General features: G+C 42.5%; 13 protein-coding genes. 5 read left to right on the top strand and 8 right to left on the bottom strand.

What is annotated here, in order from left to right:
* Nucleotides 1-263: 263 nt before the first annotated feature.
* The gene (locus tag MHH56_RS28140) at nucleotides 264-4,649 is read right to left on the bottom strand and encodes an AAA family ATPase (RefSeq protein WP_339204930.1); all 4,386 of its coding nucleotides are present in this window, start codon (nucleotides 4,647-4,649) and stop codon (nucleotides 264-266) included.
* Nucleotides 4,650-5,001: 352 nt separating this feature from the next.
* On the opposite strand from MHH56_RS28140, the gene MHH56_RS28145 reads away from it, so the two are divergent.
* Nucleotides 5,002-6,186 carry an acyltransferase gene (locus tag MHH56_RS28145; protein WP_339204931.1) on the top strand — a complete coding sequence of 395 codons (1,185 nt, stop codon included), beginning with the start codon at nucleotides 5,002-5,004 and terminating at the stop codon, nucleotides 6,184-6,186.
* A gap of 53 nt (nucleotides 6,187-6,239) precedes the next feature.
* Here the strand turns inward: MHH56_RS28145 and MHH56_RS28150 are convergent, their stop codons facing one another.
* A complete protein-coding gene (locus MHH56_RS28150; protein ID WP_339204932.1) occupies nucleotides 6,240-6,875 on the bottom strand; it encodes a hypothetical protein in 636 nt (211 codons plus the stop codon).
* Nucleotides 6,875-7,342 (bottom strand): hypothetical protein, encoded by a 468-nt coding sequence (locus tag MHH56_RS28155; RefSeq protein ID WP_339204933.1) that lies wholly within the window; start codon nucleotides 7,340-7,342, stop codon nucleotides 6,875-6,877. Before MHH56_RS28155 ends, MHH56_RS28150 begins: the two co-directional genes overlap by 1 nt.
* 242 nt (nucleotides 7,343-7,584) lie before the next feature.
* On the opposite strand from MHH56_RS28155, the gene MHH56_RS28160 reads away from it, so the two are divergent.
* Nucleotides 7,585-8,457 (top strand): VOC family protein, encoded by an 873-nt coding sequence (locus MHH56_RS28160; protein ID WP_339204934.1) that lies wholly within the window; start codon nucleotides 7,585-7,587, stop codon nucleotides 8,455-8,457.
* Nucleotides 8,458-8,553: 96 nt separating this feature from the next.
* Here MHH56_RS28160 and MHH56_RS28165 read toward each other — a convergent pair whose 3' ends face one another.
* The 5 genes from MHH56_RS28165 to MHH56_RS28185 all read right to left on the bottom strand — a co-directional run bounded on the left by MHH56_RS28165 (nucleotide 8,554) and on the right by MHH56_RS28185 (nucleotide 11,752).
* Complete coding sequence (locus MHH56_RS28165) at nucleotides 8,554-8,961, bottom strand: GNAT family N-acetyltransferase (protein WP_339204935.1); 408 nt, start codon at nucleotides 8,959-8,961, stop codon at nucleotides 8,554-8,556.
* 184 nt (nucleotides 8,962-9,145) lie between these two features.
* Nucleotides 9,146-10,192, bottom strand: coding sequence for a hypothetical protein (locus MHH56_RS28170; RefSeq protein ID WP_339204936.1), 1,047 nt, complete (start codon nucleotides 10,190-10,192; stop codon nucleotides 9,146-9,148).
* On the bottom strand, nucleotides 10,158-10,685 hold the full coding sequence (locus tag MHH56_RS28175; protein ID WP_339204938.1) for an RNA polymerase sigma factor: 528 nt from the start codon (nucleotides 10,683-10,685) through the stop codon (nucleotides 10,158-10,160). The genes MHH56_RS28170 and MHH56_RS28175 overlap by 35 nt, the downstream gene beginning before the upstream one ends.
* A 126-nt stretch (nucleotides 10,686-10,811) precedes the next feature.
* Nucleotides 10,812-11,144, bottom strand: a complete 333-nt coding sequence (locus tag MHH56_RS28180; RefSeq protein ID WP_339204939.1) for a hypothetical protein — start codon at nucleotides 11,142-11,144, stop codon at nucleotides 10,812-10,814.
* A 98-nt stretch (nucleotides 11,145-11,242) separates the two neighbouring features.
* Nucleotides 11,243-11,752 carry a GNAT family N-acetyltransferase gene (locus MHH56_RS28185; protein WP_339204940.1) on the bottom strand — a complete coding sequence of 170 codons (510 nt, stop codon included), beginning with the start codon at nucleotides 11,750-11,752 and terminating at the stop codon, nucleotides 11,243-11,245.
* A gap of 114 nt (nucleotides 11,753-11,866) precedes the next feature.
* On the opposite strand from MHH56_RS28185, the gene MHH56_RS28190 reads away from it, so the two are divergent.
* The 3 genes from MHH56_RS28190 to MHH56_RS28200 all read left to right on the top strand — a co-directional run bounded on the left by MHH56_RS28190 (nucleotide 11,867) and on the right by MHH56_RS28200 (nucleotide 15,086).
* On the top strand, nucleotides 11,867-12,748 hold the full coding sequence (locus tag MHH56_RS28190) for a LysR family transcriptional regulator (protein WP_339204942.1): 882 nt from the start codon (nucleotides 11,867-11,869) through the stop codon (nucleotides 12,746-12,748).
* Between the two features lie 281 nt (nucleotides 12,749-13,029).
* Nucleotides 13,030-13,959 carry an ABC transporter ATP-binding protein gene (locus tag MHH56_RS28195; RefSeq protein ID WP_339204943.1) on the top strand — a complete coding sequence of 310 codons (930 nt, stop codon included), beginning with the start codon at nucleotides 13,030-13,032 and terminating at the stop codon, nucleotides 13,957-13,959.
* A 5-nt stretch (nucleotides 13,960-13,964) separates the two neighbouring features.
* Nucleotides 13,965-15,086 (top strand): ABC transporter permease, encoded by a 1,122-nt coding sequence (locus tag MHH56_RS28200; protein ID WP_339204944.1) that lies wholly within the window; start codon nucleotides 13,965-13,967, stop codon nucleotides 15,084-15,086.
* Nucleotides 15,087-15,136: the final 50 nt, after the last annotated feature.

The following is a 15,136-nucleotide window of genomic DNA, read 5'->3' on the forward strand; positions in this document are numbered from 1 at the left end:
TGGAGTCCCTTTAACGTTAATTTTGCTGGTTTTAGCGAATAGGCGTCGCCCACTCTCAATACTCTTTCTAGGTACCCTTGTTTCTCAAGAAAACGGATCATATTATCGAATTCATAGTCTAATAGGCCATAGTCCTTCCCATTAGGCATAAAATCTTTTCTATGAATTTCCCTAAGGATACTGTATCCGCCTCTCATTCTCACCTCTCCAATCTTATGAGTAATTATTGTATTCTCCCACATATAAATGCCTATCCCATACAACTAAGTAACCAGTTCTAATTCTTTTGCACGCGCAATGGCCTGACTGCGCCGTTTCACGCCTAATTTTCCGTATAGATGGAATACATAACTTTTCACGGTGCTTTCCTTTAATCCAAAACGATAGGCGATTTCCTTATTTGACAATCCATCGGTTAAAGCATACAAAATCTCTGCTTCACGATTTGTCAGCAGTTCAACTAGCGGCTGTGGCTCTGCAGTATTGTCAGCGTTATCTAATGGACTGTACTCCGAATCGCTACTAGACGCAGACGCACTGCTTTGAATTAGGAATTCCTCTGACGATTTCAAATAAACCATACGTGCAATCATAAGATCCAGCACTTCCAGTATCTCCTTCGTAAATACATCGGAGAACAGATTATTCTCCAAATAAAGAACAGATTTCAATGATGTTCCTGGAAAGGAAACCGGCATACAAAGAACAGACTGAGACTTACTGCGAGTGATATAGGGATCAGCTGCGTATGAACTGCGTGAAGCATTTGCAAGCACGACCGAATCACCTGTCTTAACCACATAACGGACGATAGCCTCCGCGTACGAAACCTCTCCATCACTCTCATTTCTAGTGCCAGCATGATCTGCAATGGTAAAAATCTCTTCATGGCTCTCCAGCATATATCCCTTTTCCGCACCGGAATACCGAAGTGCCGACTCCAGGAATTGGCTCATTACATTAGAGTCATCTGCCTTTCTTGACCAATCTGTAATTTGCCGTATAAACGCCTTTTCATCAACGAACATTGGCGTGGTTTCATGGATAGTGCTTACTTGTCCAATTTCCTCAGTGGCAGCCACGCTTTCTGTTTGTAGTTCCGCCATAGCTAATTTCAGCTTGGAATTTGACTCCATCAGTCTTTTTGCTTTAGCAGTTGCACCCCATCTTGAATAAGCAGCGCAGGCATCTGCAATCAGAACATCCGCTCCGGTAATACTCCCAGCTTCCCTATAGAAGATTGAAGCACGCTCACAAGAAATAGCCTCCATTAGCCCATTTCCTTCTCTTCGAGCTTCTCGGGTCGCTCCCTCAAATCCTTTGGCTGCATTCACTCGGTCACCATCAATACGGTGGAGCTCAGCTGTTATGAGCAAATATGCTGAAGATTCATTCCCGTAATATCCCGTCCATTGCCTCATGCTGCGCAATTGCTTGTTAAGCTTTGCACGAATGCCCTTTTGCTCATCCACCGCTGCCTCCGCATACATGGCAGCAAGCGTCAGGGAATGGTAAATATGCTGTTTGCGCACTTGCATCCGGGTTTGACGATACGTGTTGAATTTGCCCTTCTCTACCCATTCCAGGGCATCGTGATATCGTCCGAACAAATAAGCAATTTCAATCTGGCTGGTACAAGTATAATAAACCTCATTATTCAGCTTCTCCTCGAATCGATCCTTCAGCAACGGCACTACGACTTCATCGTATTCGCCCGCTCCATCCTGCATTTGTGCCACATACCACCTCGCAATGCGAAAGACATTAACTGTGACTTCATCCAGCAGCTGCTGTGAAATTTCTTCATAATTCGAAATCCGAGCAGTAAGTGTATGCAAATCACCGGTATGAGTGGTCGTAGAGGTTAGCATAGCGATACTTACATAAGACAGATTAATTGATTCCATCCCATAATAAATCGATTGTTCAAAATGCTTGGCGCTTGCTTCAGGATTCTGCTGCAGCCCAACAAGCCCCTTAATATAGTGCAGTCTGCTTCGCAAATCCGAGCTTTCAAAGGAGGCTGATAGCTTAAATGCCAAATCTATATATTGGGGTCCCGTATGGTAGAAAGAAATTTTAAAAATAATCATGCCATAGCCAGCAAGCATAAAAGCGAACGCTTCGTTGCTTCCATGCTTTAGAGCGTAGCGAATGAACCTCGAGAAAAGTACAGCAGACAGTTCAAGGCTTAATGTAAATACAGAAGAAGATATCGCCATGACCAAGTCCGACAAGGCTTTATACTCAGGATTACGATTAATCGGTAAATTCATAATCTCATGCCGCATACTAAATAATGCACCTTGCGTCATGATCAATTCCTTTACGATGACAGCTTTAGAGGGCTTACTGGAAAAAATCCAGCCAAATTCCGCCAGCGCCTGCTTTCCAATATGGACAGCAAGCTCGTCATTCTTCAAGTACGAATACATGGCTATGCGTTTCAGGTAAATCTGAGAGCGCTCCACCAAGTCCGTAGTACAGGACATCAATTGTTCGAGCAGAGCTTCTGCCTTGTCTATGCGACGGCACATAAATTCACATTCAGGCAGCTCCAGCATCAGACGATAGGCTAGTGAGCTCGTACTCCTCCAATCACCCCCCGCAAGCTGCAAGCCTTTTTCAAAAAAGTGCAGAGCAGCCGCAAATGCTGTTGCTGCCTTCGATTTCAAACCGGCCTGATAATTATATTCAGCTAGCTCCATCTTTTCTGCTTCATTTACCAGCTTATCGCTGCCCATATTCAAGTGATACACCACATCATAAATGGAGTGTTCACGCTCTTCTAATGAATGGTCGCGTAGCACACGGCCGATGGTCAGATGCAAGCTCGCTTTTTCCGCTTCGGCAATAGTCATATAAGCTGCCTGCTGCACACGGTCATGCATAAATGTATAATAACCTTCATCCGCTGCTGCATCATCCATTTCAATTTCTCTACTTAATAAACCCTCTTCCTCTACTAAACGTAAAAGCTGAAGTGTATGAAGCGGAGAGCGGCCGCTTACTAAAGCGATCGTAGAGGAATGAAAACGATGACCAATCGCAGCACCTATGGCAAGCAGCTCAACCATATCCGGTGAAAGCATACGAATACGGGTCCCGATTAAATGAAGAATGTCAGGATGTTCCGGTATTTGTGCAACTGCCGCACCATCCCAATTCCAAATCGCAGCTTCCTCATCATAATAAAGCTTATTCTCACGATACAGGCTGTCTAGAAGACGATGTACGAATAGTGGATTACCGCCTGTTCGATGATATAGCACCTCTGCAAGTGTTCGTACACGAGCCGAATTTTCGTTAAGAACATGCGAAAGAACTTGCCTTACATCCAAATAGGTCAGCGCTTCGAGGGCGATATGCTGTACAGGTATGGATGAGCTTGCATGCTGCAAGTTAAGTGTGTTCTCCATCCATACGGCTGCTTCACCTTGATTTGCTCCGTTGTCCGAGCAGCCAGAAGCCGTTTCCACTCTGAACGTTCCTAGTACTAGTAAGTTTAGTCGATTGGGAGCATGGGCAAGCGAACGAAGGACATCCAACGTAGCTGAGTCTGCCCATTGTAGATCGTCTAGAAAAATAAGGAGAGGATGTTCCTTTTCAGCAAATATATTCATAAAAAGAGGAATCAAGCGATGAAACCGAATAGCCGCTTCAGCAGGAGGCAGCGGCTCCACAGACGGAAGTTCGCCAAAAAGCTTAGCTGCTTCTGGCAGCAGCTGTACGATAACAGCTGCTCCTTGACCTAATGCCTCTTCCAACTGTAACTTCAGCTTTGCCATTCGTTCAGGGGACTGGCTGTATATTTGCCGAATCAAGCTCCGCAGAGCCTGCAAGAGCGGCGAGAGAGGAACGTCACGATTCATCAGATCACATTTTCCTCCAATGAACAGACTGCCTTCTTTTCTAGCCAGCACCTGAAACTCTCGAATAAGCGCGGTTTTTCCACTGCCTGCACTTCCGCTAACGAATACGAACGAAGACACGCCGGCTTGCGCCTGTTGCAAAACCTCGCGGAGCGCCCTTCCTTCCATTTCACGACCAAAAAGAGTTTTTGGCGGCTGAAACCGACTAGCCTCATCGACACGAGCGATTTCGAAAGGGATGATCTCTCCTTTTTTCTCCATAGAAGAAGCACAGCTTTTCAAATCAAACAACAATCCAAAAGCACTCTGATAGCGGTCTTCTGGCCTCTTCGACAACAGCTTCATAATTATATTTTCGAGAGAATCCTCCAGCTCCAAACGCACCTCACGCAAAGGCATTGGCACAATCGCAAGATGGGCATGCAGCCATTCTTCCCTATTCTGAGCTTGAAAGGGCAGACGACCTGCGAGCATGTGATAAAATATCATGCCGATTGCATACAAATCGCTTCGTTCGTCAGCTTTACGATTGATTCTGCCTGTTTGTTCAGGAGATAGGTAGGCGTAATCTATTATTCTTTCGTCTGTGAGCACAACACTATTTATTTCCGATTGAATGAGTATCCCTGCTGGATTCAAATGACCGATCAGTAGGTTTTGCTTATGAGCCTTATGTACGGATTCAGTCAGCGCGATCGCTATATGTAAAAAGGAAGATGTATCCATTTTATTTCCGTTCAGCAAATCCTTTAACTTAACATTATTTGCAAGCAACATGTTATCCAGTCCTCCATCTTATCCGTGCAATGCTACTTTGCCAAAACGTTAAAGGCTATTCCACAGTTTATCACTGTTCAGTCAAGTAATGAATAAGAATTACAAATAGGTCTGGTTGCCAATAAAAGAGCCCCAGAGAGTAGTCTCTGAGGCTCCAATCTGTTAAACCTGATGGCTATAAACGAAAGCACAAAATGCCTCTTTCAGCGTTAGGAAGAGGCTCATTCTTCTGTTATCCGATATAAAAATAAAAGTATTGGCTGAAACTGGGACTAACCTTATAATAACGAATAGAGGTTTCCTCATAGCCTCTTAACACAAGCTAGTATCTTATAAAAATAAGGGGATTTTAATGGCACAATTAGCAAAAAGACCATATTTGCCTGCGCTAGACATTTTTAGAGCATTCGGTATTTTAGCGGTCATCATGATTCATGCAACATCAGCGGTCGTAGCTAACTACGATCACAAGGCTACGCTATATCCTCTTTATGTCTTTCTAAACACATTTACCAAATTCGCAGTGCCCGTCTTCATCTTTCTAAGCGGCTTCGTCCTGTTTTACAACTACTACAACAAACCCTTCACAGCAACAGCAATTGGGCAGTTTTACAAAAAACGAATATCTAAAGTATTGATTCCTTTTATCTTATTTTCGTTCCTCTATTTCGCCTTTACGAGACTGGCAGCTTACGGATTTAGTGACCTGCAGACCTTTATCGGTTACTTTACAACGACTAAATTTCTCAAAATGCTTATTTTTGGCAAAACCTATGTCCATCTTTATTTTGTCGTTATTATTATTCAATTTTATGCAATATCACCACTAATGCTGTACGCTGTTAATCGGTTTCGAAAATCCAGCCGGCATATCGTCTGGATAGGTTTGCTGGTGCAATGGTTATTTATTTTTATCATCGTCCGGGAATATCATGTGATTAGCCCCGGCAGCTATGCGTTTACGTATATGCTTTATTTTACGGCAGGTGCGTTTATCGGTATTTATTATGAGAAATTCGCTGAATGGATTAATCTCACTAGAAAAAACGCTACGCCGGCAAAAATTGCAGCATCGCTTGTGCTGTGGGCACTATTCTTATCGTCAAATATGACTATGGTCTACTTTTATTACGAGAAACGGTTAACTGGGCTATCTGTTATAAACACAAGTCTATTAGAGCTGATAGATGAGGTGCGTTGCGTTACGGCTGCTATTGTGCTGCTTCAAGTTTCCTTCTGGATTTATACATCATGGAACAAGATGATCGTCAAAGCTCTTATACATATCGGTGCCACATCCTTTGGCATATATTTGGTCCATCCATTAATTCTGTATCTATACCGCCAGACGAATGCCAGCGGCTCTCCAATTCTGTTCCATGTTTGGGTGGCCGGCGGCTTCCTGCTCGCACTCGTTATTCCTTGGGCTATCATGGCACTAAGCGCACCATTCAAATGGCACTGGCTGTTGTTTGGTCCGCTTCCAACTAAGAAGAAGCAGCCTGCTTCTCCAATACAGCCAAGTATTCAAGGATAATAAAAAAAAGAGCCGTTCGATCGCTTCCAAAGTAAGCGCTGACGGCTCTTCTATTAAATTGCTTCCTTCATTTCCGTTTCTGATTTCGCATCCGCTTTAATCTCCCGCTGCTCATCATTTAGCTCATATAATAATTGCCCGTTTGCATCATAGGCATACACCTTATTCATCCTGGAAGCCGACTGCTCTTTAGTAGAGCTGCGAATAGAACGCCCAGCAAGATATACCCCGTCTTTCATAAGCGCATCCTGCTCATATCCATCCCACCATGCAATTTGCACCCTGCTTATATTCGGATCATTCAGTTGACCAACAGCATAATAATGACGATACTTGCCAAAAGTAGACATCCCCATCCGAAAGCTGAGTAAGATTTGCGGGTCCAGCTTCATTCCAAATCCACCGCCGCGGAAGCTCCAAAAAAGTCCAAGCGAACGTTTCACGAACAATTGATGTTGGAGCTCATGTTTATGATCAACGATTAGCAAAAGCTCATAGCCTTGGCCTGTCTTTGCTTTTAAGGAAATTGGAGCGTAAGGAGACTCCATCATATCCAGTGCACGCTGTGCTACTTTCTCCACACGAATAGAGCTTTGTGAGAAAAGCGCAGCATAGATGATGGAGCAAGCCAGAAGAATCAATAACCAACGGATCAAGTGACCGAAAACTATTTTCGTAGATGACTGCATTAGTCTGCCTTCCCCTCCTCAAGTGGTATATAAAAGGAAAAGGATTCGCCATAAGCTTCATTAAATACGGTGACGCTTTTCAGATTAGGCGGCACGTTAGTAAACGTAAATTGACCATTTGATCGATAAAGCCGCATGGATGCACCTGAAGATTGATACTGAAGCACCTCATTGGCATCTGTTTTTATTTGAATGGTATTAGGCAGTTGCGGCACCGAAAAAAAACGTTTTGAAGATAAATAAACAGTCAGCTTCCCTTCCCCATAAACAACGCCGTCAATACTTATCTCTTTGTTGAAATAGGTTTGCTTATCTGCATCCACCTTATAATAAAAACCCTTCTTCTTAGCCTCGCTCAGCTCAGCATTATGATCAAACAAATCAATTGAAGGAAGCGCAAAAAGCAGCGAAAAACCTCCAATAACAATAAGCAGCACCCACTCTACCCTTCGTAATATTTTTCTCATTCCAACCTCCTTTTGATTAAAATACTATAAGTTGATTACTTTTAATAAGCTACTTTAATTTTTATACTGTATATGCTATTATAGACCTACTTCATACGATTTGAGCTTGTAGCAGCCTTAATGCTCGTTGGTTACATTTTCCAATATTGTACATGATATAGACGTAAAGGACTATGCTTTAGGTGCAGTTTATTTAAAGCAATCAAGTATCACAACCATATATACTTCAAGGAGGATTAATCATGTCGACATTTTTGGATGAACAAATTTCACTGGGAGAAGTAAAGCTTAAGGTAAGCAATCTCGAGCGCTCAATCCTTTTTTATACGGAAGTTGTCGGGCTAAAGGTTTTGCAGCATGATGAAATGCATCGTGTTGCAGCGTTCACTGCTGATGGGAAACATACGCTGCTCATTCTAGAGGAAGTACCGAATGCCGTTGTGCCGCAAAAACGCTCTCATGCTGGTTTGTACCATTTTGCAATTCTGCTGCCGGATCGTCGCTCCTTATCGCTTGCGCTCCGCAACTTGATCACAAGCGGCATTCATATTGGGCAGGCCGACCACTTGGTAAGCGAGGCTCTTTATATTTCAGATCCGGATCATAACGGCATCGAAATTTACGCGGATCGTCCGCGTGAAGAGTGGAAGCGAGATACCGAGGGCAATTATGTGATGGCAACAGACCCGCTTGATTGGGAAGATCTGCTTGCTCAGAGTGATGGTTTGGAATGGAGCGGTCTCCCGCAAGGAACCGTTATTGGACATATCCATCTTCACGTAGGCGACCTTAGGAAGTCGCGCGCGTTTTATGAAGGCAAGCTAGGCTTTGATGTTGTTGGCGATTATGCGCAAATGGCTGCTGTATTCGTCTCGGCTGGCGGATACCATCACCATATCGGCATGAACATTTGGGCAGGCGCAGGCGCTACCTTGCCGTCAGCCAATACGGTTGGCTTATCTTATTATACGATTGTTTTCCCAACTTCAACTTCTCGTGAAGCTTGGCTCGAGCATCTGCGCAGCGACGGTGTTGAAGCTGCGGAGCAAGGAAACGCGTTCGTTGTACATGACGCTTCCGGCATTGCTATTCACGCGACTGTAAAATCGGATTAATTGTTTATTCTAGTGAGCAGAGCTGATTCAAATAACAAAGGCAGACTAGGACATCAAATCATGTCTTAGACTGCCTTTGGTTTGTTCACCCCTAAACTATCTTTTCATTAGGCGATTCATAAATCGTTCTGAATCTTTTATAAATCCATACTGTTCATACAATTCATGAGCATCATGCGTTCGCAGTATGCCGCCAATCCCTTCGAATTCTTTGGTAATGTATTCAACTAACTTCTTTCCCAGCCCTCTACCTCTATATTCTTCATCAATAAAAACATCACACAAATAATAAATCGTTGCCCAATCCGTTACAATTCGAGCGAATCCAACCTGCCTTTTATTATCGTAGATGCCAAAACAAACTGAATTTTGAATGGATTTATGAATCGTTTCCGCTGGCCTTTGGTTTGCCCAATAACTCCTTGATAAAAATTTGCAAACGGTATCCATATCAATAAGTGACTTGTCATCACTAATTAGAAACTCTTTATAAAGATGATTCAAGTTGATGCCCTCGTTTCATAATGTATTTTTATACATATAAATTAATATATATTCAGAATAATTTTATTTATATTTCTTGTCAATACAATGCAGGTTAACAGCTTCTTCTGTAACCAGTCCATACCATCAACAAAGAAAAGAGGAACTGCATACCTGCAGTTCCTCAAAACGCACAAGAATTGAATTAGTCCATCGGAATGACCTTATCAAAAAATTCGACAGCTTTTATTTCTTTATCATTAATAATGGGGGTAAATGGCTTCACAATCGTTATGGTGTTAGTTATAAGATCCCCTGAGGACATCCCCTTAAAAACAGCCGTTGTCTCCGATGTTCCATCTTTGTAATGTATGGTGATTGGATAATGATCCGCATACTCGTTTAACCCTATTTCCCGCGAGGAGCGGCTCGCTGCCTCAGAAATCTCTTTGGTATGCGCACTGTCTACTTTTATTGTAACGGAAATGGGCGAGATAGAAATGGATGATAGTGTTGCTTCGTAGTTATATAATGATATGCCCTGATCAATCTGATACGTTGTTGACATATCCTTATAGTCCAAATTGAATTTGATTTTCCATGAACCTGGGTTTACTTTTTCAAATATATCGGGATAAACATCTGCCGCCTCTAAATTACTGAGCATCAAAGTAACAGGACTTCCTGCGATTGTTCTATTCTTCGTTAAATAACTCATCATTAGACTGATTTTATTATCGCTTGGATTCTCATCGTCCAATAAGGTGTAACCGGTTGAAGAGCTATTTGAACTCATATGATCAAAACTTAAATGTGTCTCAAAACGATACCTTTTGGCATCTAGAACGGTACCTTCCGGCGCGGTGAAGTCCAAAAGAACATATATCAAATTGCTGTCTCCGATAATCTGTTTAACTTCAATGATTCCATTCTCGTTAACCGCTTTTTTGTTGACCAATTGAGCGCCGTTTTCCAAATATAGCTCCTGTTCGTCATTCGCCGGGTTTAGAAAGTTTAAAAATTTCATATCGAGGCCCATATAGCTTGCTGCAAAAGCAGTTGTCGTTAACAAACAGATCATAACCGCTGCTGCCAGCATCGCAGATCTTACATGTCTCCAGGATGCAGGTATTCTTTTGTCCACGGTTTCCGATTCAATTTTTACAATCATGTCGTGTAATAGTTTGTCCTTATGTTCCTTATTAGGCTTTATGGTTTCAAATATTCCCTTGAACTGGTTTTCCGTCAACATATATCCCTCCCAAATCATCCTTCAGGCGTGTTCGTCCTTTGGATAATTGTGTTTGCAGCGTGCTCTCTTTTCGATCTAGTAGTTTTGATATTTCTTTTACAGAATAATCCTCCACATAGTAGAGGTATAACACCGTTCTGTATTTTTCAGGAAGCCGCAGCAATTTCTCGAGTATATCCCTCTGCTGCTCATTGTTATCCCAGTAAGTTTTTTCCGACAAAACGTCTACATCAACCCTGCGAGATTTCCACCAGCTTTTTAATACGTCTTTACACGTGTTTTTGGCCGTCACAATAAGCCATGCTTTTTCATGCTCGCGGTCATTAAAGGTTTTGTTGTGCTTGAATAGCTTTAAGAATACAGACTGAACAGCGTCATCCGCATCCATCGTATTTTTCAATAGGATGAAACATAATCTGTACACCATATCGATATTCCGCTCATACATTTCAGAAAACTCACTATGGGTACGACTTATAGATTGGTTGTCCATTTATTCACCTCCTATATAAAACACGAGCGACCATTCAAAAATATCTTATAAGAACATTTTTTTATATGGCTTCATGAAATAAGAGCAGCCTGCCATACGGCAAACTGCTCCTTGTTCTTTATTTTATTAGAATTCAATCCATATTGGCAGTATTAAAAAAATGATTGTAACTACCACGCTTATAGCAAGCAGGAGCTCACCAATTCTTTTGCTGACGACTGCTCCAAAATCATGAATATGTCTTTTCGAAATTAATATTGTCGCTAACCAAAACGGCATGGAAGCTAAAAAGGGATAGTTGAAACCATCTGTGCCGTTTGAATATACTGCTAATCCCATTAGGTTAAAGAGATAGTGAGTTAAAATAAAACCATTCCCAAAATTATAATTTATTAAAAACCCTGAAAATAAAAAAAGTATAGAAAGTGATCCATAACCAAAAGGTTTTCTAACTGCCAAAATAGATCAACTCCTCCGCAGATACAATATCCATATTGTACCATATGAATTTATGTGAAGATATCTATTCTGGGAGTTTACCTGATCTAACAGGTCAATTAAATCAGCGTTTTGTAATAAAAAACCGTTGCATCTAAATTACCGTCTGCCGATCGTGCATAGCCAGGAATACGTCCGGCTTCAATGTACTCTAATGAAGTATACAGGATATTCGAAGGATCCCCCTCCCTCGTATCGAGAACTAACAATGTTCTGCCATCGTGTCTTGCTCGCCCTTCTGCCTTTTGCATAAGTAAACGTCCAATTCCTCTAAGACGATAGTTTGGATGAGTCATTAATTTTGCAATTTCCCCTCTATGTCCGCCATTTTGCTTCGTACATAGATGCAGCTGCACGCTCCCAACGATTCGATCATCGATTTTGGCAACGTATAAAATCACCTCTGGACTTAACACAGCCTCCCAATACATTACAGCATCAGAAAGCTTCATTGGGGGTAAAAAGCCAATTGAAGCACCATCTTCAACGACCTGCACCAACAGATCCGCCAGCCCGCTAACATGTTCTTCAATGGATTGTATTTGTTCAATTATCACATCATTAGCCATCCAAATCTCCTCCAAACCATGAGTATAGTTTAATAGTAATGAACCAAGTATAATTTGTATAACGAATTTATTTGATTATAATGATTCATATTTCAAATTAGTTGAGGTGCAGCTATGGATATTCCACAGTTAGAGGCTTTCTTATCGGTGTGCAAAATTCGCAATTTCACAAGGGCCGCAGAGTATTTGCATATCTCGCAATCTGCTGTTACAGCAAGAATAAAAGCGCTGGAACAGTCCGTCGGAAAGCCGCTGTTTCTACGTGATAACCGAAATGTAAGCTTAACGCAGGCAGGCATCCATTTCCTCCCTTATGCCGAGAGGATGCTGCTGCTGTTTGAAGAAAGCAAGATAACGTTATCCGAAGGATTAGAAAACTATATCGTCATGAGCGGTCCTGGCTCTGTTTGGCATTACTATTATTTGCAGCATATTGTTTCGTTTAGGCAAGCACACCCGAAGGTGGCTATTAAATTTCTGAGCTACATCGATTCCAGCTACATGATTCGTGACCTTTTACTCGATGGCGTTGTACAAGTAGCTATTCGATACGACCCTCTTGATCGCCCTAATGTTACTAAACATTTCCTATTTGAGGACGAAATTATTCTTGTTTCTTCTCAAAATAGTTCTAACTTGTTTACGAAAACAGACTTCTTTTCGGGACAATATTGTCACATCGAGTGGGGATATCCGTTTCCAGATTGGTTTCGCTCAATCGTTGGGGAAGGTTATCTGCCTACTTTTGAAACCGACCACTCCACCATAATGCTCACATTGCTTTTGCAAGGAGCAGGATTTGGCTTCCTTCCCCGATCTATTGCACAGCCTTTTCTAGATGATCACCGTTTATATGAACTGCGCTGCGAATTGCCTTTTCCAGTTACGAGGGCCTATGCTCTCTATTTAACAGACAATCGCGACCATCCAAGTGTAAAACTAGCCTTGCAATTGCTCGATGTTCCTCTAGCTTCGACAGGAGATTCAACACGCTGATCGTTTTCAAAATCTCCAAACCATTCCGGCCTCCGCCTTAAGACTGAGTCCGAAGCATGCTTAAGACGGTACTCTCATAAAATGGATACGGTTAAAATTATTGTAGCAGATCAATTAAATCGGAAACCTTACATTACAAAAACAAAGCGTATGCTTTCGAAGTGAGTTTTGCTTCACAAAAACGAAGCGTATGCTTTCGAAGTGAGTTTTTGCTTCACAAAAACGAAGCGTATGCTTTCGAAGTGAGTTTTTGCTTCACAAAAACTTTAGGAGGTTACATAATGCCCGTATTAGAAGTGCGTAATTTACAAAAGAGCTTTGGATCAGTCAGCGCTGTAGCCGGCATTAGCTTCACCGTCGAGGCTGGAGAAGTGTTCACCATCATCGGTCCAAACGGCGCAGGAAAAACGACTACGCTTGAAATGATTGAGGGGCTGCAAAATCCTGATTCCGGCCAAATCGAATTTGGTCCTCTAAATTGGACAAAAAACAGTGAACAAATCAAGGTGTCCATCGGTGTTCAGCCTCAGTCCAGCGCTTTGTTCGATTTATTGACGGTAGAAGAAAATTTAGATTTGTTCGCTACCTTTTATCCAAAATCCCGGCCAGCAGCAGAAGTGCTCGAAATGATTAATCTCACTGATCAGCGCAGCAAGCAGGTTAGGAAGCTCTCCGGCGGACAGAAACAACGGCTTGCCATCGGACTCGCCATGATTAATGACCCTACGATCATTTTTTTAGATGAGCCTACAACAGGACTAGATCCGCAGGCAAGACGGAATATATGGGACATTATTCTTAAGCTGAAGGAGCTAGGCAAAACAACCATCCTTACTACCCATTACATGGAAGAGGCCGAAAAGCTGAGTGACCGTGTATGCATTGTTGATCAAGGGAAAATCGTCACCTTAGATACTCCAGCTGCTTTAATTGATCGGCTCACGAAGGAACGAGAGGTCAGACTTACCTTTATTGATGGCGCTGAGGCAGCACTTGAGACTGAGAAAGTCGCTACACTCCACCATGCTGTCGTCCGTACGAATCGCGATGGCGCTTCGCTCCAGCTATGGACGACCCAGCCTGAAGAAACATTGTATGAGCTGTTTGGATTTACGAAGGATCGCGGTTTCCGCGTCGAGCAAATTTCTATTCGTGAAATGAGTCTGGAAGATGTATTCATTGCCTTCACCGGCAAGGAATGGAGGGATTAAGTTAAATGAACAGCACCAAACAATTTTCCAAAATGTTTAGCGCCCAGGTCAAAATGATGTTTCGCGAAAAACAAGTATGGTTTTGGAACATCTTTTTTCCGATCATACTAATGGTATTGTTTATGGTCATTTTTGGCGGAGGCTCATCCGATAGCTTTAAAGCTACAATTGCCGTTGTTGATTCACAGCCGAATGCCAATTCGAGCATGCTGCTTGAGCAGCTGCGCCAAATTCCAGTATTTGAGTTCAAAGAAGAGCAGCCGATCACGAAGGAAGCCGGCAATACGCTCATTGAAAAACAAGATATTGATGCACTCATTATTTTGCCTGAATCCGACAGCTCCACCACAATGCAGCTCGTTGTAAACAAAGCCAATGAGCAAGGAGCTACCACCCAGGCTATTGCCGGCATTTTGGATCAATTTATTCAACAGACGAATTGGACCGTTGCCAAAGCTACGCCAACATTCAGCTTAACTAGACAATCCATTTCGCAAGGCTCCGAGGATTTGAATTACGCAGACTTCCTGCTGACTGGCATGATCGGTCTAACACTCGCGCAGGGCGGTCTGTTCGGCATGGTCAGTCTAGTTGAGATGCGCAGAAAGGGACTGATGAAGAGGCTTCGCATGACGCCAGCCAAGATGGGCCTTTACGGGCTGGCAGGCGTAATTGTAAAGCTGTTGCTCGGCGTTTTTCAAATCATTATTTTAACATTGATTGGCGTATTCGGTTTTGGCGCAAATCTTCATATTAATGTATTAAGCTTAGTTATTGCTTTCTTTGCAGGCGCACTCGTATTTAATGCGATGGGTTATTTATTCTCTTCCTTCAGTAAATCTATAGAAGCTTATATGGGGATGTCCAACATTGCCAGCATGCTCATGATGTTTCTTAGCGGTGTATTTATCCCACTCGAAATCATGCCAAACTGGCTGCAGCCTATTGCACAAATTTTGCCGCTTACTTACTTCGTGGAGGGCATGCGGGATGGTCTCATCTACAATTCCGGGATCGTTTCAACCTCATTCTGGATCGGTATTGGCATTATGGTCACATGGGGTGTTGTATCCTTCTTAATCGGCTCCCAAGTGTATAAATCGAAATCAGCTGTTGAAGCAGCCTAGTCGTAATCATAAGCTAAAAAATAGGGCTGTCACAAAAGTAGATCATCCTA

Source organism: Paenibacillus sp. FSL K6-3182, from assembly GCF_037976325.1.
Lineage (GTDB): Bacteria > Bacillota > Bacilli > Paenibacillales > Paenibacillaceae > Pristimantibacillus.